Source organism: Frateuria sp. GZRe14 (assembly GCF_051900395.1).
GTDB classification, from domain to species: domain Bacteria; phylum Pseudomonadota; class Gammaproteobacteria; order Xanthomonadales; family Rhodanobacteraceae; genus Frateuria_A; species Frateuria_A edaphi.
In genome coordinates, this window is sequence record NZ_JBHZGJ010000001.1 from 331,039 (window position 1) to 346,274 (window position 15,236).

A 15,236-nucleotide genomic window follows, 5' to 3' on the forward strand; every position below is an offset into this window, starting at 1 on the left:
TCGTGCGGATGACTCACGCGGCCTTGTCCCGCCCGCCCTCGACCAGCCTGACGAACAACTCCTCAAGGCGATTGGTCTTGTTGCGCATCGACTTGACCGTGATGCCATGTCCGGACAGCGCCGCGAACACCGAGTTGAGGTCGTGCTCGCGCGCCATCTCCACTTCGAGCGTGTAATCGTCCACGTGGCGCAAAACCACTCCCGGCATGGCCGGCAGTTCGGCCGGTGCGGCGACCACGTCGAGTACGAACGTCTCCACGTCCAGCGTCGCCAGAAGACGCTTCATCGTGGTGTTCTCCACGATCGTGCCGTGGTCGATGATCGCGATGTTGCGGCACAGCTGTTCGGCTTCCTCCAGGTAGTGCGTGGTGAGGATCACCGTGGTGCCCGCCGCGTTGATGCCGCTGACGAACTGCCACATGGAGCGGCGGATCTCGATGTCCACGCCGGCGGTCGGCTCGTCCAGGATCAGGAGGCGCGGTTCGTTCATCATCGCGCGGGCGATCATCAGGCGCCGCTTCATGCCGCCGGAGAGCATGCGCGCCTGGTGCTGCGCCTTGTCCCACAGGCGCAATTCCTTGAGGTACTTCTCCGCGCGCTGCGCCGCGATCTTGCGCGGGATGCCGTAGAAGCCGGCCTCGTTCACGCAGATGTCGAACGGCTTCTCGAACTGGTTGAAGTTGATCTCCTGCGGCACCAGGCCGATCAGCTTCATCGCCTCGTTGCGCTGCTGGTTGACCGATACGCCGAAGATGCGCGCATCGCCGCCGGTGGAGTTGACCAGCGAGGAAAGGATGCCGATCAGCGTCGACTTGCCGGCGCCGTTGGGACCGAGCAACGCGAAGAAATCGCCCTGCTGTACGGTCAGCGAGACGCCCTTGAGGGCTTCGACGCCGTTGCCGTAGGTCTTGCGCAGGTTGTCGACGACGAGTGCGGGAACAGGGGACATGGGCTGCACCGTGGGGGCCAGCCCTTTATTATACGGGGTCGTTTACCTGCACCCCGCTCACGCCGGGCGTGCCTACCGCTCCGGAATCCCATGGCCGACCACTTCACCCTCCGTCTCGTCGACAGCTTCATGCTCGCGCCCAGCGTGCGCCACCTGGTGTTCGAGCGCGCCGACGGACAGCCGCTGGCCTTCCAGCCCGGGCAGTTCCTGCAGGTGCACTTCCACTACGAGGACGGCACGGCGACCAAGCGCAGCTATTCGGTGGCGACCGTGGGCGACGGCAGTTCGCCGACCATGCGCATCGAGATCGCGGTGAGCTACGTCGAGGGTGGCGCCGCCACCCGGCTGCTGGGCAATCTGCAGCCGGGCGAGACCATCGAGGCCAGCGGCCCCTACGGCCGCTTCTGCCTGCACCCGGGCGACGCCCACCCGCGCTACCTGCTGCTGGCCACCGGCACCGGCGTCACGCCCTACCGCGCCATGCTGCCGCAGATCCGCCAGTTGCTCGCCAGGGGCGACCGCGAGGTGGTGCTGCTCTACGGCGCCCGCAACGAGGAAGAACTGCTCTACGGCGAGGAATTCGAGGCCTTCGCCAAGGAAAACCCCGGTTTCACCTTCCACGGCTGCCTGAGCCGCCAGCCCCGCGCCGTGCCGCGCCCGCACGACCGCAGCGGCCACGTGCAGAGCGTCCTGGCCGAACTGGCGCCGCACGCGGACCGCGACATCGCCTACCTGTGCGGCAACCCCAACATGGTCGATGCCGCCTTCACCGCGTTGAAGGAATACGGCCTGCCCGTCGCGCAGATCCGCCGCGAGAAGTACATCTCGTCGCGCTGACCGAGGAAGGGCTCGAGCCCGCCGGCACCTCGGCCTGCGCCCGGCCGGCGGACCTGAAGCACAGGCGGGCCGCCGGTGCCGGCCGTCCCAGGTCTCCTTCAAGTTTGTTGACCTGGCGTCGATAAGTAACCCGCCAGCGCAGGCGCCCTGCTCACCACCGGTCCGCTAAACCTTCCCCTGAACCCGGGCCCGTCAAAAATGTGACGGCGTTCGCGCTTTCGGAGGGAAGTCCGTCGCGTGCCATCAAGGCCATCGTTCTTCCGCCGAAAGCACTTTCAGGCACGCGTCCGTCCGTGCCGCGAGGGAAGGCTCATGCGCGGTTCGCATCGTTGGTTGATTGGCTCGATCCTGGTGCTCGCCTCGTCCGGCGCATGGGCAGGCGGCGGGCGGATCGATTTCTCCGGCGCCGTGCTGGAGCCGACCTGCCCCACCGCCGGGCTGGTCAACGAAACCGCCTCCCCCGCCTCGCAGCGCCTGGCTTGCCGCATGACGACGGTGGATGCCGGCCCGACCTATTCCAGCGACGTGCACGATCTGGCCGCGCTCGACCTGACGCGCGACCGGCTGCTCGGCTATTTCGCCAGCTATGCCAAGTCCGCGGACGGTGGGGACGCCGCCAAGGTCGTGGTGCGCACCTACGACTGAGCGAGCCGTCGAAGGCCTCGCCTTCCCGGTCCCGGAACGAAGCCGGCGGACCTACTGGTACGAAAGGGTGAACGTTGCCGTGGCGCCGAGCGATCCCGCGCCGACCGTGGCCCCGGTCTGGTAGTAGCGGGCGACGTAGTTCACGTTGAGCGCGCCGTTGGGGGTTGCCCCGATGACCGTGGGAACGCCGAAACTCACGGGCGTCACGCCGGAGGAATCCAGAAGTTGCACACCGATGCCGCTGGTGCTCCCGCTCGAGGGCGCGATGACACCCGGCTTGCCCGCCACCGGCGTGGTGGTGTCCAGCGTGATCCGCACGGTTGCGCCGCCGGAGCAGGTCAGTGCGATCTGGAACGGCGTGGCGCCGGTGACCGATCCGACCCCGCTGAACGCCTGGTTGGTCACCGTGGGCAGGGTCACGTTGATCACGCTGGCGTTGGCGGTACAGGAGGGGGCCGTGAAGGTCAGCTGGTTGGCGAGCGTGATCACGGCGTCGAAAATGTAGTTGCCCGGGGTACCCGCCTTGAAGCTCGCCAGTTGCCCCTGAAGTGAGCTGCCGTCGGCGATCGGGCCGGTCTTGACGAGTTCGAGCGTCACCGCGTCCGCTTCGTACCAGGAACCGTTGCCCAGATCGAAAAACGGGTAGGGGTAGATGTAGTTCCCGCTCTGGCTGATCCGGTAGCTGACGCCCGTGGTGCCGATGGGGAAAAGGTTCTCCGTGGTCGGGGGCGTGGTCCCGGCGTCGTTCACCAGACCCCAGCCGTTGTTGCCGCTGTTGTTGCAGGTGAAATTCACCCGCTGGTTGATGGACGTGGGCGAGGACGTATACAGCACGCTGCCTTGCGGGATGGCCGGATCGTTGACGATGGTCGACGGCACGGCGACCGAATAGGTGCCCTGCGAATTGCGAGCATCGAACGAACACTTGGACCAGGCCCGGCCGGGGACGGTCGCCAGCAACAGGACGACCAGCAGCAGTGCGCCGCGCCGGTAGCCGCGTGCCATTGCCATGGAAAGGTCGTGTCTTGCGCTGCGCATGATGATCAGGTGCTCTTGGAATCGGGTGCCGCGACGGCAGGCGGCATGCTGCAGACGGCGCTCTGCTCGGCATACGGCGAGGCGCCCGCGCCGGCCGGAGTGACAGGAACGCGGTAGGAGAAGCTGCAGCGGCTCTCGTGGCCCGCATCCTGCCATCGCACGCTGGTGCGGCCGGTTTCGTGGCTGACCCGCATCATGACGCGGCCGGCCTGGCCGACGACGCCGATGACCTGGCCCTTCTCGTCTTCCACCTGCGCACCGAAGGGCAGGGTACGGCCATCCGCGAGGCGGGCCTTGATCAGCATGAACCGCCCGGTATCGGCCTTGAACTTGACCATCACCACGGCGCCGGCGCGCGGGGCGACCTGGGCGCTGGTGTTGTCCAGCTGGACGTCGAGCGACAGGCCGGCCGGATCCAGGGTTACCGTGTTGAGCACGTAGGGCGTGAGGTAAGGCACCAGCGCGTAGCCATGCCGGTCCACCCGGAGGCCGGCGGCATTGCCGACGCGTGCCCCTTCGGCACCGGAGGCCTCGACGATCGCCACGGTATCGCCCAGCGGCTGGCCGAAGGTGACGCCGCCCGGATGGGCCACGATGCCGCCGGCGACGCTCAGCGAGGACTGCGAATAGCCGCTGCCCACGCCGATGCCGCCGTTGAGCTGTACGTGCGTGCCGTGGTAGCCGCCATTGATGCTGCCCGTGCTGCCGGAGAGAACCGTGTTGTCGTGGGCGGCAGTGGCGCCGTAGCTGAACTGGTCGTCGCGCCCGGCGGTGCCGCTGACGGTGGCCTGTTCCTGCATGCCGCCCCCGCTGTCGCGGGTCAACGCGCCGGTGAGGATCGGGGCATGCGTACTGTCGCCCAGGGGGAGCGTCAGGGAAAGCGTATAGCGGTTCTCGCTGCGGCCCAGCAGGTCGCGCTCGCGACTGGCCGAGACGTTGTACGTCATCGGACCGATCGCGTTGTTGTAGCCCAGCTGGAATTGCGTGTCGGTGCCCCGCCGGTTCCAGTAGTCGCGTACCGAGCCATTGACGTAAAGCGAACCGCCGCGCGTTCCCAATTGCTGGTTGAGCGTGACGCTGAAGTTGCTGCGTTGGCGATCCACGCCAATGGTTGCCGCCGCATCGATGAAACCGCTGCCCACCAGCGCCGCCTGCTGTTCCGGTGTCAGCAGATCGCCGGGCGGCACGCCGGCGTTCGTCGCGGTCGGGGACTCGCCCGATGCGAAGACCGGCAGCCCGCGGCGCGCATAGTCGCGCGCCCGCGCGGCGTCGCCCAAGGCCAGGAAGCCGCCGGTCGAGTAACGGTAGGCGGCCACGGTCAGCGCCGTGCCTGTCTGCGCCATGATCTTGCTGTAGCTCAGGCGCACGCTCTGGCCCGACAGGGTGTCCATGCCGGGGATGCGCGTGTGGGCGCCCGTCACGTCCATGGCGAACGCGCCGTAGTGGGTATTCAACGCGCCGCCCAGCAAGGCTGCGGCATACCCCTGCGATCCCGCCACGCCGGCGTAGCCGGTCAGCAGGTTGCTGAAGCCGTGCTGCAGCGTGGCCTGCAACACGTTCGCGTCGTCCTGGATCGAGCGGTCGCGAAGCTCGCCCGCCACCACGCTGAAGCGGGTCACTCCCGGACGGAGCAATTGCGGCACCGAGGCGTAGGGCACCGAGAAGGCATGCACGCGCCCATTCGCCTCGGCCACCGTGACCTGCAGGTCGCCGCCGTATCCGGTCGAATAGAGATCGTTGATGACGAACGGGCCCGGCGACACCGTGGTTTCGTAGATCACCATGCCGTTCTGGCGCACGGTCACCCTGGCGTTGCTGTCGGCCACGCCGCGCACGGTGGGTGCATAGCCGCGCAGCGATTGCGGGAGCATGCGATCGTCGGTCGCGACCTGGATGCCGCGCACGCCGAGGCTGTCGAATACGTCGCCGCTGGTCCACGAGTCGCCCACGGTCAGCTGCGCCCGGATGGCCGGAAGATCGCGCTGTGCGTAGGTGGCGGTGTTCTGCCAGTGGCGCCTGGCGCGTGCATCGCCGACCGCGGACTGCCAGGTAAGCGCGGAATCCTGCCGCAGGTGCCACCGCCCGAGATTGAGCCCTGCATTCAAGCCGAGGTAGGCGGAAGTCTGTGCCAGGCCCTGGCTGGTGGTGCGATAGCTGTTGAAGTTGTAATTGAGCAGCCCCGCGGTGACGCCCGAGTCCCAATACGCCGGGTCGACATAGCCGCGCGCCATCTGGCCCAGAAAGGCCTGCGGCACCGTGGCGTCCAGGCGCAGGTCGGCCATGTCCAGGCTCATGCTGGCGCCGGGAATGATCTCGCCGAAGTCGACGCAGGCGGTTCCGCTGGCGAGGTCGGCCGTGGCCTGGGCCGAAAGGTCCGCCGGATGCAGGCCCAGCATGTCGAGCAGCTCACGCGTCACGCAGGGGGTCGCGCTGGCATCCGGCGAGGCCGCCGCGAAGCGCACGTCGCTGCGACCGATCAGGCGGTCGTTGAGGTAGACGTCGACGCGATAGTCGCCCGGGGGAACGAAGTCGCCGCGCTCGAAGCGCGAAAGATCAGTGGTGTTCTGGCCGGCACCCGAAAGCATGCTGCGGTCGAAGCTCGCATCGACGGCGTCCGCGTCGGCCGCACCGGGGCCCGCGGTGACCGCCGCGACGGCCTTCCCGCCCCAACTGCACAAGAGCATGCCGATCAGCGCGGGCAGTAGATGGCGGCGCGCCGCCAGCCCGCGCGACGCTGTCGCCCCGGCGCTGGCGCGCGCTTGCTTCACTGCCCGATGGTGCCTTTGTAGGAGGTGGCCGCACCGAAGTCGTTGATCACGGTGTAGTCCACCACGGTTCCGGCCGTCGGCTGCCGCGCGAGGTCCTTGACCGGCAAGCGCAGCGACGCCTGCGGGCCGACCATGCCGCCCGCGGCGGGATAGGCAGTGCCGCCGACGCTCAGCGACAGCTTGCTGAAGGTGATGTGGTAGGGCGAGGCATTATGGGCCGTCAATGCATACCCATTGCCGTCGCGGACAGCTGTCCAGGTGACCTGCTGGGCCGCGGTCGGCAGATCGCCAGGCAGGTTGGCCGGCCGGAAGAAAAGCTTCAGCCGGGAGCGCACGGCGAACTGCAGCGTGTTCTGTTCCTCGCCCGTCTTGGAACCCGGCTTGGGCGGGATTTCCAGCACGTTGAGCCAGAACAGCGACTCGCGATCGGCCGGCAGTTGCTGGCCGGTATAGACGATGCGCAGGCTCTGCCCCTTGCCTGCGTTCATCCTTACCAGGGGAGGCGTAACCAGGAAAGGCACGTTGGCCGTGTCGGGCGTGGAGGCGGGATCACCGTTGTCGATCCAGGCCTCGATCAAGGCCGGCTGGTCGCCTTCGTTGCTGAGGCGGACGGTCACCTCTCCGCTGGCGGCCGGGAATACGACGCGCGTACCGGCGATCACGACGCTGGCGTCGGCCGCACCGGTGATTGTGGAAAGCGCAATCAGGGCTGCGCCAAGCGCGCGAAGCGGGGTTTTCATCGAGATAGTCCGTGCGAAACCGACGTGCCGCGCCGTCCGGCGGGGCGCGCAGCAGCCAGGTGGCGGCTGCTGCGCGCGAAGTTCCGCTTACAGGTAAGTGAGCGTGAAGCTGACCGAGGAGGTCACCAGGCCCGCGGTGGTCGCTGCGTTGGTCGCGATGTACTGCGCCTTGAGCGAGGCCGTGCCCGCGCCGGTGGCGCTGTTGATGGCGATGACCGGTGCGTTGGCCTGGGTGTTGGTATTGATGACCGCGTCCGAGCTCGCCGCGTTGAGCAGCTGGACCTGCACGTTCGAGCCGCCTGCGGCGGTGTTCTTGAGGTTGCCCGTGGTGGTGTCGATGCCGCTGCCCGAGAACTGCATGGTCGCACTGGTGGCGTTGGTGTCGCAGCCGGTCAGCGCCACGGCGAAGGTGGTGGCGCCGGCCACGGAACCCACCGCGGTGAAGGACGTCTTCATCACCGAAGGCAGGGTGACGGTGCTGCCGCCGTTCACGGCGATCGTGCAGGTGTCCGCGAGCACCTTGCCGGAGATGTTGATGGTGCCGGTGGCGGCCTGGGCGGACGAGGCGAAGCCGGCGGCGGCCAGAACGGCGACCAGCGCGGTAGAGAGAAGACGCTTGGACATGCTGATTCCTCTAAATGATTGATGCGGCTGACTAATGTGTTCCGGTGCAGTGCAGGCCCGGCAGAATTTCCCAGTTGCCCCTGCGGCGCGACCAGCAAGCGCTGGCCTGCCTGGCTGTGACGCAGTTCGCAAATCCTGTGCCAACTGGCGCACGCTGGCGCCAAGTTGTTGGCAGCAAAGGCCTGTCGCGAACGAGTGTCGGTTTTTTGCCGTGTGCGGCTATCGGCTGCCGGTGGACTCCCCAGTCCCGGATTTGCCCCTCTGCGTCACATGCTTCACATTGTGATCACAATCACATTTTGAGCACTCAAGTGACGCAAGGCAAGGCCGATATGCGAACCGTGTAAAGGGTGCTTGACATCCCAGACGGCGCCGCCTAGGCTTCATGTCAAGTTTGCTTGACAGGCCGCCGAGGTGGCGCGCCGTCGGCAGGGGAGCCGGAGATGCCGCGTTTCAATGAGAGCCGTTACCGCAGCCAGCTGTCGGTCGCGATGGTGGCGTACATGGCCGCCATGCTGCTGGTCTGGCCGCTCAGCCGTACCGCCGCCAGCGTGCCGCTGAAGGTGATGCTGGCGGTGGTTCCGGTGCTGCCGATGCTTTTCGTGATCGGCCTGTTGGCGCGGCGGATCGGCACCAGCGACGAGTTCGAGCAGCGCGTGCACCTGGTGGCGCTGGGCGCTTCGACCGCCTTGCTCGGCGCGCTCAGCCTCGTCGGGGGGTTTCTGGCGGCAGCCGGCGTGCTGCGGCTCGACGGCAGCATCCTGATCTGGGTGTTCCCGGTGACGATGATCGGTTACGGCATCGCCCGCTGGTGGCTGCTGGTTCGCCATTACGGTGGCAGCGCCACTTGCGAGGGGGGCTCGATGGGCTGGCGGCTCGTGTTGCTGGCCGTATTGGTGCTGATGGTGTTGGGCGTGGCCTGGTGGCGGGGGCGACTGGACGATTTCGAGGCGGGCCTGCTGGTCGGCCTGCTTCCCGGTGTGCTGATCGTGCTTGCGGTCCTGTTATGGCGCCGCCTGCGTCGTCGGCCCGGCGAGGATTGAGCCGTGGCCATGCGCTTGGTGCACAGGCGATACCTCGCGCGGTTCGTGCCCGCCATGGCCGGCTACTGTGCGCTGATCGGCCTGTACGGCTGGCTTGTGCCGCGTACCGGAAGCGTCGGCCTGCGCACGCTGCTGGCGTTGCTGCCCATGCTGCCGGTGATGATGGCGATGCGTGCCGTGGCGCTGGTCATCCGCGAACAGGACGAGCTGGAGCGGCAGCTCGACCTGCAGGCGCTGGCCGCGGCAGCCGTGCTGACCTCGTGCGGGTTCCTGAGCTTCGGGCTGTTGCTCAGCGCAGGCGTGCTGCAAGGCGTGCCGGCCGCACTGGTCGCCCTGCTGGTGCTGCCTTGCTTCTTCTGGATCTTCGGGTTGGCCAAGCTCGTGCTGGTGGTAAGGCTGCGCCGCCGATGAAGAACCAGGTGCGCGACCTGCGCGGCGGGCAGGGATGGTCGCAGGCGGACCTGGCCGAGCGGCTGGACGTTTCGCGCCAGACCGTCAATGCCATCGAGACCGGCAAATACGACCCCAGCCTGCCGCTCGCCTTCAAGATCGCGCGTCTCTTCGGGCGACCGATCGAGAACATCTTCGAGCCGGATTGAACGGAACAAGCGTCACGACGAAAAGGCAATCGCGCGACGGACGCATCGGCCTGCACGTCAAATGGGAGCCCGCGCCGATCCAGTGGTGCGGCTGGGAATCATCTGTGGGATGTGAAGGGAGTTGAGGACATGGCTTTGAAATCGCGCACGGTGTTGCGCATCGTGGTGATCGCCGGCGGGCTCGGCCTGCTCGCGTGGAAGCAGTTCCATCCGCATGCACTGGCGACGGACGCCGCCGATGCGGTCGCCGAGACGGCGCCAGCCAAATCGCAGGCCGCGGCCAGGCCGGCGACCTGGAAGCGGGGTCGACTCACGCTGACGGCCTGCGAACTGGGCCGCCCCGACAGCGGGCTGACCACGGCCGCGTGGTGCGTGCCGTTCGAGGTGCCGGAGAACCGCGACGATCCGCACAGCCGCAAGATCAAGTTGAACCTAGCGGTGATCCGCTCCGACGCGCAGGTGCCGGCCAAGGACATGCTGGTGTTCCTCGCCGGCGGCCCCGGCCAGGCGGCGACCGAAACCTGGCCGATGATCGCGCCGGCATTCGAGCCGCTGCTGGCGCACCGCGACGTGCTGCTGATCGATCAACGCGGCACCGGCCAGTCCAACCCGCTGGACTGCAAGGCGGCGGACAAGAACGACAAGACCGGTGCGGTCGCCGGGTTCGACGCCGAGCGCCTGCGCGCCCAGGTCGTGACCTGCCTGAAGGAAGTACAGGCCAAGGCCGACCCGCGCTTCTACACCACCACCGCCGCGGTGGCCGACCTGGAGGACGCCCGCCAGGCGCTGGGCGCGCCGAGCTTCGACCTGGTCGGCGTGTCCTATGGCACGCGCGTGGCGCAGCAGTACGCCATGCATCACCCTGACACCGTGCGCAGCATCCTGCTCGACGGCGTGGTGCCCAACCAGCTGGTACTGGGGGAGGACTTCGCACGCAACCTGGAGGACGCGCTCAAGGCGCAGTTCGCCCGCTGCACCGCCGAGCCTTCGTGCAAGGCACGCTTCGGCGACTCGTACCAGACGCTCTACCAGCTGCGCGATGCGTTGCGCGCCAACCCACACAAGGTCAGCTTCCGCGACCCGCAGAACTACCAGACGGTCGAGCGCACGCTGAGCGACGACGCGCTGGCCAGCGTGGTGCGCCTGTTCGCCTATTCGCCGGTCACCACGGCGCTGCTGCCGCTGTCGATCGATGCGGCTGCCCACGGCGACGTCGGCCCGCTGCTGGGCCAGGCCAAGCTGATCAGCGGCGACATGGCCGACAGCATGAACGGCGGCATGCAGTCATCGGTGATCTGCAGCGAGGATGCCGACCTGCTCAAGCCGCGCCCGCAGGACGCCAACACGATCCTGGGCACGCGCATGATCGACACCTTGCAGGCGGTCTGCTCGGTGTGGCCGCGCGGCACGCGCCCGGCCGACTTCCACCAGCCGCTGAAGACCGCGATCCCCACGCTGCTCCTGTCGGGCCAGTTCGACCCGGTGACGCCGCCGCGCTACGGCGAGGAGGTGCTCGAGGGCCTCTCCAACGGTCGCCACCTGGTACTCAACGGCCAGGGCCATAACGTGATCGCCGCTGGCTGCATGCCCACGCTGGTGAAGAACTTCGTCGAGAAGCTCGATCCGAAGAAGCTCGATGCGAGCTGCCTGGACCGCCTGCAACCGACCCCGCTGTTCATCGATTTCAACGGAGCGACCCCATGATCGAGGTCAAGGACCTGCACAAGGCGTTCGGCTCGGTGAAAGCCGTCGACGGCGTCAGCTTCACCGCCCGCGACGGCGAGATCACCGGCCTGCTCGGCCCCAACGGCGCCGGCAAGACCACCACGCTGCGCATGCTCTACACGCTGATGAAGCCCGACCGCGGCCAGGTGCTGGTCGACGGCGCGGACGCGGCCACCGACGCGCTCACCGTGCGCCGCCACCTGGGCGTGCTGCCCGATGCGCGCGGCCTGTACAAGCGCCTGACCGCGCGCGAGAACATCGACTACTTCGCGCACCTGCAGGGCTTGCCGGACGAGGAGGTGCGCAGCCGCCGCGAAGCATTGATCGAGGCGCTGGACATGGCCGACATCGCCGACCGCCGCACCGAGGGCTTCTCGCAGGGCCAGCGGGTGAAGACCGCGATCGCGCGCGCGCTGGTGCACGACCCGCGCAACGTGATCCTGGACGAACCGACCAACGGCCTGGACGTGATGGCCACCCGCGCACTGCGCCAGTTCATGCTGAAGCTCAAGGCCGAGGGGCGTTGCGTGCTGTTCTCCAGCCACATCATGCAGGAGGTGGCCGCGCTCTGCGATCGCATCGTGGTGATCGCGCACGGCCGCGTGGTGGCGGACGAGACCCCCGACGCGCTGCGCGCGCAGACCGGCGAGGCGAACCTGGAAGAAGCCTTCGTGAAACTGATCGGCACCGATGAGGGACTGGCCGCATGAACAAGATGGAGACCCACCCGCTGCGCCGCAGCCGCGCGTTCGTCACGGTGTTCCTCAAAGAAGTGCGCGAGAACCTGCGCGACCGGCGCACGCTCACCAGCGCCTTCCTCACCGGTCCGCTGCTGACGCCCCTGCTGTTCACGATGCTGATCAGCTTCACGGTCAACCGCGAACTGGACAAGGCCGAACAGCCGCTCAACGTGCCGGTGATCGGCGCGCAGTACGCACCCAACCTGGTCGGCGCGCTGAAGGCCGGCGGCGTGCTGCCGCAACCGGCGCTGGCCAACCCAGAGCAGGCCGTGCGCGACCAGCAGGCCGACCTGGTGCTGCGCATCTCGCCGGACTATGCGAAAGCGTGGCGCAAGGGCGAACCGGTGCAGGTGGAGGTGATCTACGACTCCTCCCAGCGCGATGCCAACACGCCGGTCGAGCGCGTGACCAAGCTGGTGGAGGGCTATTCCCGCCAACAGGGCGCCATGCGCCTGGTGGCGCGGGGCCTCTCGCCGGCGCTGGCCTCGCCGGTCATCGTGGCCAAGCGCGACCAGGCCACGGCGCAGTCGCGCGCGGTGCTGGTGTTCAACATGCTGCCGTACCTGTTCGTGCTGACCATCTTCATCGGCGGCATGTATCTGGCGATCGACCTCACCGCCGGCGAGCGTGAGCGGCAGTCGCTGGAGCCGCTGTTCGCCAACCCGGTGCCGCGCTGGAAGGTGTTCCTGGGCAAGCTGGCGGCGATCTGCGCGTTCTCCACCGCAAGCCTGGTGATCTGCCTGATCGCGTTCTCGGTCGTCGGGCGCTTCATTCCGACCGAGAAGCTCGGCATGGAAGTCCATCTGGGAGCGTCCTTTGCCCTGCACGTGCTGCTGCTGCAGCTGCCGCTGATCGTGCTGCTGGGCGCGCTGCAATCGCTGGTCGCCGCGTTTGCCAAGAGCTACCGCGAGGCGCAGACCTACCTGTCGCTGCTGATGATGGTGCCGATCCTGCCGAGCATCTTCCTGATGGTGATGCCGCTCAAGCCGCAGGACTGGATGTACGCCGTGCCGCTGCTCGGCCAGCACCTGGGCATCATCGACTTGGTGCGCGGCGACGGCGTCGGAGCCCTGCCGCTGGTGCTGTGCCTGGCGGGCACCTCGCTGGCCGCGCTGATCGCCGCGCTGGTGACCATGCAGCTCTATCGCTCCGAGCGGCTGGCGATCTCGGGCTGACGCGAACCGGCTCCCTCTCCCGTCGGGGAGAGGGAGCCAGGGCTTGCGTGATGTTGGGCCTGGAAAGCGACAGGCGGTGTCAGGGGCATTGATGGAGCATCGGCCACGACGGGACCTCCTGCGAAAGCCGCGCCGTGCTTGCCGCGCCGACATCGCTCCCCTTCCAGCGGGAAGAGGAAGCGAGGCTCAGGGCGATGCGCTGCTGCTCGCCGCCGCTGGCAGCGGTTGCACCGGCGTGCTGTCCTCGGGTCGGCGCACCAGCTTGCCCTGTTTGAACAGCTCGGCGGCGACCTGGTAGTACGCGGTCGCGTCGTCGCTGTCTTCCGGGTTGCGCGGATGCGCCGGCGCCGCGTCGCCGGTCTCGAAATCGGGTCGGAACTGTTCGATCTTCTTCTGGGGCTCCAGGATCGTCAGCAACCCCTGGCGCAGGTAGCCCAGCTTCTCGTAGGTGGCCGGGAACGCCCGCTCGCGCCCTGGCGGCAACTGGAAGATGTCGTAGCCGAAGAAGCGGCTGCGGTAGCTGAAGTGCAGCAGTCCGAGCAGCGTCGGCGCGATGTCGATCTGGCTCATGAACCGATCCACCCGTCGCGGCGCGATGTGTCCTGGCGCGTAGATCCACAACGGGATGTGGTAGCGGTTAACCGGCAGGCTGGTCTTGCCGGCGCTGGACGAATCGTGGTCGGCGGTGATCACGAACACGGTGTCGTCGAAGTAGGGCTTCTTGCGCGCGCGTTCGATGAAGTCCGCGATCGACCAGTCGGTATAGGCCACCGCGCCCTCGCGCGTGCCGTTGCGCTCCTTCACCCGTCCCTCCGGGAAGGTGAACGGGCGGTGGTTGGAGGTGGTCATGACGTGCAGGAAGAACGGCTTGCCCTGGCCATGGATCTTGTCCATCTGGCCCAACGCCAGCGTGTACAGATCCTCGTCGGCCACGCCCCAGACATTCTCGCTGTGGATGACGGCGTCCTTGGGGATGTCCTTGCGGTCCACCGGAATGTATCCGTTGTGGCCGAAGAAGTAGTTCATGTTGTCGAAGTAGCCGTAGCCACCGTAGAGGAACTCCGACACGTAGCCGCGATCGTTGAAGATGTCGGCCAGCGAGAACAGGTTCTCGTTGTGGTGCATCTTCAGCACCGAGTCGCCTGGCGTCGGCGGGATCGACAGCGACAGCGCCTCCAGCCCGCGCACCGTGCGCGTGCCGTTGGCGTAGACGTTGTCGAAGAACAGGCTGTTGCCGGCCAGCGCGTCCAGGTGCGGGGTGATCTCGCCGTGGCTGGCGCCGAAGGTCTTGAGGAAATCGGCCGACAGGCTTTCCACGCTGATCAGCACCACGTTCAGGTGCTGCTCCGGGCCCGGGTTGCGGATCGCGCGGGTGAGGTCGTGCGGGTCGTTGCTGACGTAGGTGGCGTCGGGCGTCTGCAGGCCCTTGCGCACGCGTTCGAACGCCGCCTGATCGGGCAACGTGCGGTAGAAGCGCGAGTAGTCCAGGTGGCTGCTGCGGAAGGCGTTGAAGAACTGGTAGATGCCGTTGCCGGCCAGCTCGTTGACGTAAGTGTTGTCGCTGCGGTCCTTCATGGTGCCGTTGACCGCCAGCACCGAAACGATGGTGAGCACCAGCCAGCCCAGCACCACCTTGCCACGGCCCAGGAAGCGGCTGCCCGCGTCGACCGTACGCAGCCAGCGGCGGCTCAGCCAGACGATCGCGAGCGCCAGCAGGCCGATCAGGCTCATCCAGAGGCCGATCGGATAGGACTCGCGGATGTTGCCGATCACCTCGGTGGTATAGACCAGGTAATCGACCGCGATGAAGTTGAAGCGCACGCCGAACTCGCCCCAGAAGACGAATTCCGAGGCGGCCACGAACAGCAGCCAGTACACCAGCAGCAACGCCAGCAGATAGAGCGCCCACTGCCCCGCGCGCGACACATACGTCCGCCGCGGCACCAGCCACAGGAACAGCAGCAGCGGCCAGGCCACGTAGAGCAGCGTGACCAGGTCGTAGCAGGCGCCGATGCCGAAGGCGTAGAGCCAGTACAAGGGATTGTGCGGAACGCCGGGGCCGGTCATCGCCAGCAGCACGATGCGGGTGACGGCACCGATCAACAGGTAAGTGACGCCGAGCCACCACAGCGGACGAAAGCGCTGGCGGAGCGGGCGGTCGGGCATGGCGGTCAAGGACATGGCTTGGTCGGGTCCGGAATGCAACGGGTCTTTATACAGCGTCGGGCTTGGCCGGCGCTTAGCAGGCCGCGGGCGCGCGGAAACTCCCGGCCCCTTCTTCCCTCCCGGGAGAGAGTTGGAGCAGGGGCGGGGCACGTCCGAACCGCCGTGGCACGACAGTTCTTTTTTCGCC

The 15,236-nt window shown here is 67.5% G+C and carries 14 protein-coding genes; 8 read left to right on the forward strand and 6 right to left on the reverse strand.

Annotated elements, in window-relative coordinates; all coding sequences use genetic code 11:
- Nucleotides 1-13 precede the first annotated feature (13 nt).
- The gene (locus ACFWZ1_RS01530; protein WP_231323012.1) at nucleotides 14-949 is read right to left on the reverse strand and encodes an ABC transporter ATP-binding protein; all 936 of its coding nucleotides are present in this window, start codon (nucleotides 947-949) and stop codon (nucleotides 14-16) included.
- A gap of 90 nt (nucleotides 950-1,039) precedes the next feature.
- On the opposite strand from ACFWZ1_RS01530, the gene ACFWZ1_RS01535 reads away from it, so the two are divergent.
- Together ACFWZ1_RS01535 and ACFWZ1_RS01540 are read left to right on the forward strand one after the other, a co-directional pair.
- Nucleotides 1,040-1,786, forward strand: a complete 747-nt coding sequence (locus tag ACFWZ1_RS01535) for a ferredoxin--NADP reductase (RefSeq protein WP_439665197.1) — start codon at nucleotides 1,040-1,042, stop codon at nucleotides 1,784-1,786.
- A 312-nt stretch (nucleotides 1,787-2,098) separates the two neighbouring features.
- Entirely contained in the window at nucleotides 2,099-2,431 is a 333-nt protein-coding gene (locus tag ACFWZ1_RS01540) for a hypothetical protein (protein WP_439665198.1), read from the forward strand.
- Nucleotides 2,432-2,482: 51 nt separating this feature from the next.
- Here ACFWZ1_RS01540 and ACFWZ1_RS01545 read toward each other — a convergent pair whose 3' ends face one another.
- The 4 genes from ACFWZ1_RS01545 to ACFWZ1_RS01560 all read right to left on the reverse strand — a co-directional run bounded on the left by ACFWZ1_RS01545 (nucleotide 2,483) and on the right by ACFWZ1_RS01560 (nucleotide 7,601).
- Nucleotides 2,483-3,442, reverse strand: coding sequence for a fimbrial protein (locus ACFWZ1_RS01545; protein ID WP_439665199.1), 960 nt, complete (start codon nucleotides 3,440-3,442; stop codon nucleotides 2,483-2,485).
- A gap of 32 nt (nucleotides 3,443-3,474) precedes the next feature.
- Nucleotides 3,475-6,237 carry a fimbria/pilus outer membrane usher protein gene (locus tag ACFWZ1_RS01550; protein ID WP_439665200.1) on the reverse strand — a complete coding sequence of 921 codons (2,763 nt, stop codon included), beginning with the start codon at nucleotides 6,235-6,237 and terminating at the stop codon, nucleotides 3,475-3,477.
- The gene (locus tag ACFWZ1_RS01555; RefSeq protein WP_439665201.1) at nucleotides 6,234-6,977 is read right to left on the reverse strand and encodes a fimbrial biogenesis chaperone; all 744 of its coding nucleotides are present in this window, start codon (nucleotides 6,975-6,977) and stop codon (nucleotides 6,234-6,236) included. The genes ACFWZ1_RS01550 and ACFWZ1_RS01555 overlap by 4 nt, the downstream gene beginning before the upstream one ends.
- Before the next feature lie 87 nt (nucleotides 6,978-7,064).
- Nucleotides 7,065-7,601 (reverse strand): fimbrial protein, encoded by a 537-nt coding sequence (locus tag ACFWZ1_RS01560; protein ID WP_439665202.1) that lies wholly within the window; start codon nucleotides 7,599-7,601, stop codon nucleotides 7,065-7,067.
- Nucleotides 7,602-8,044: 443 nt separating this feature from the next.
- On the opposite strand from ACFWZ1_RS01560, the gene ACFWZ1_RS01565 reads away from it, so the two are divergent.
- From ACFWZ1_RS01565 to ACFWZ1_RS01590, 6 genes are all read left to right on the forward strand, one after another.
- On the forward strand, nucleotides 8,045-8,644 hold the full coding sequence (locus ACFWZ1_RS01565; RefSeq protein WP_439665203.1) for a hypothetical protein: 600 nt from the start codon (nucleotides 8,045-8,047) through the stop codon (nucleotides 8,642-8,644).
- A 9-nt stretch (nucleotides 8,645-8,653) separates the two neighbouring features.
- On the forward strand, nucleotides 8,654-9,055 hold the full coding sequence (locus ACFWZ1_RS01570) for a hypothetical protein (RefSeq protein WP_439666856.1): 402 nt from the start codon (nucleotides 8,654-8,656) through the stop codon (nucleotides 9,053-9,055).
- On the forward strand, nucleotides 9,052-9,243 hold the full coding sequence (locus ACFWZ1_RS01575; protein WP_231323027.1) for a helix-turn-helix transcriptional regulator: 192 nt from the start codon (nucleotides 9,052-9,054) through the stop codon (nucleotides 9,241-9,243). The genes ACFWZ1_RS01570 and ACFWZ1_RS01575 overlap by 4 nt, the downstream gene beginning before the upstream one ends.
- A 129-nt stretch (nucleotides 9,244-9,372) precedes the next feature.
- On the forward strand, nucleotides 9,373-10,947 hold the full coding sequence (locus ACFWZ1_RS01580) for an alpha/beta hydrolase (RefSeq protein WP_439665204.1): 1,575 nt from the start codon (nucleotides 9,373-9,375) through the stop codon (nucleotides 10,945-10,947).
- Entirely contained in the window at nucleotides 10,944-11,678 is a 735-nt protein-coding gene (locus ACFWZ1_RS01585; protein ID WP_231323031.1) for an ABC transporter ATP-binding protein, read from the forward strand. Before ACFWZ1_RS01580 ends, ACFWZ1_RS01585 begins: the two co-directional genes overlap by 4 nt.
- On the forward strand, nucleotides 11,675-12,883 hold the full coding sequence (locus ACFWZ1_RS01590) for an ABC transporter permease (RefSeq protein WP_439665205.1): 1,209 nt from the start codon (nucleotides 11,675-11,677) through the stop codon (nucleotides 12,881-12,883). The genes ACFWZ1_RS01585 and ACFWZ1_RS01590 overlap by 4 nt, the downstream gene beginning before the upstream one ends.
- A 186-nt stretch (nucleotides 12,884-13,069) precedes the next feature.
- Here ACFWZ1_RS01590 and ACFWZ1_RS01595 read toward each other — a convergent pair whose 3' ends face one another.
- A complete protein-coding gene (locus ACFWZ1_RS01595) occupies nucleotides 13,070-15,064 on the reverse strand; it encodes an LTA synthase family protein (protein ID WP_439665206.1) in 1,995 nt (664 codons plus the stop codon).
- Nucleotides 15,065-15,236 lie beyond the last annotated feature (172 nt).

Excerpts from the sequence above, each read along its gene's own strand:
- ACFWZ1_RS01530 (WP_231323012.1), bottom strand. The coding sequence starts at position 949 with ATGTCCCCTGTTCCCGCACTCGTCGTCGACAACCTGCGCAAGACCTAC.
- ACFWZ1_RS01535 (WP_439665197.1), top strand. The coding sequence starts at position 1,040 with ATGGCCGACCACTTCACCCTCCGTCTCGTCGACAGCTTCATGCTCGCG.
- ACFWZ1_RS01540 (WP_439665198.1), top strand. The coding sequence starts at position 2,099 with ATGCGCGGTTCGCATCGTTGGTTGATTGGCTCGATCCTGGTGCTCGCC.
- ACFWZ1_RS01545 (WP_439665199.1), bottom strand. The coding sequence starts at position 3,442 with ATGGCAATGGCACGCGGCTACCGGCGCGGCGCACTGCTGCTGGTCGTC.
- ACFWZ1_RS01555 (WP_439665201.1), bottom strand. The coding sequence starts at position 6,977 with ATGAAAACCCCGCTTCGCGCGCTTGGCGCAGCCCTGATTGCGCTTTCC.
- ACFWZ1_RS01560 (WP_439665202.1), bottom strand. The coding sequence starts at position 7,601 with ATGTCCAAGCGTCTTCTCTCTACCGCGCTGGTCGCCGTTCTGGCCGCC.
- ACFWZ1_RS01565 (WP_439665203.1), top strand. The coding sequence starts at position 8,045 with ATGCCGCGTTTCAATGAGAGCCGTTACCGCAGCCAGCTGTCGGTCGCG.
- ACFWZ1_RS01570 (WP_439666856.1), top strand. The coding sequence starts at position 8,654 with ATGCGCTTGGTGCACAGGCGATACCTCGCGCGGTTCGTGCCCGCCATG.
- ACFWZ1_RS01575 (WP_231323027.1), top strand. The coding sequence starts at position 9,052 with ATGAAGAACCAGGTGCGCGACCTGCGCGGCGGGCAGGGATGGTCGCAG.
- ACFWZ1_RS01580 (WP_439665204.1), top strand. The coding sequence starts at position 9,373 with ATGGCTTTGAAATCGCGCACGGTGTTGCGCATCGTGGTGATCGCCGGC.
- ACFWZ1_RS01585 (WP_231323031.1), top strand. The coding sequence starts at position 10,944 with ATGATCGAGGTCAAGGACCTGCACAAGGCGTTCGGCTCGGTGAAAGCC.
- ACFWZ1_RS01590 (WP_439665205.1), top strand. The coding sequence starts at position 11,675 with ATGAACAAGATGGAGACCCACCCGCTGCGCCGCAGCCGCGCGTTCGTC.
- ACFWZ1_RS01595 (WP_439665206.1), bottom strand. The coding sequence starts at position 15,064 with ATGTCCTTGACCGCCATGCCCGACCGCCCGCTCCGCCAGCGCTTTCGT.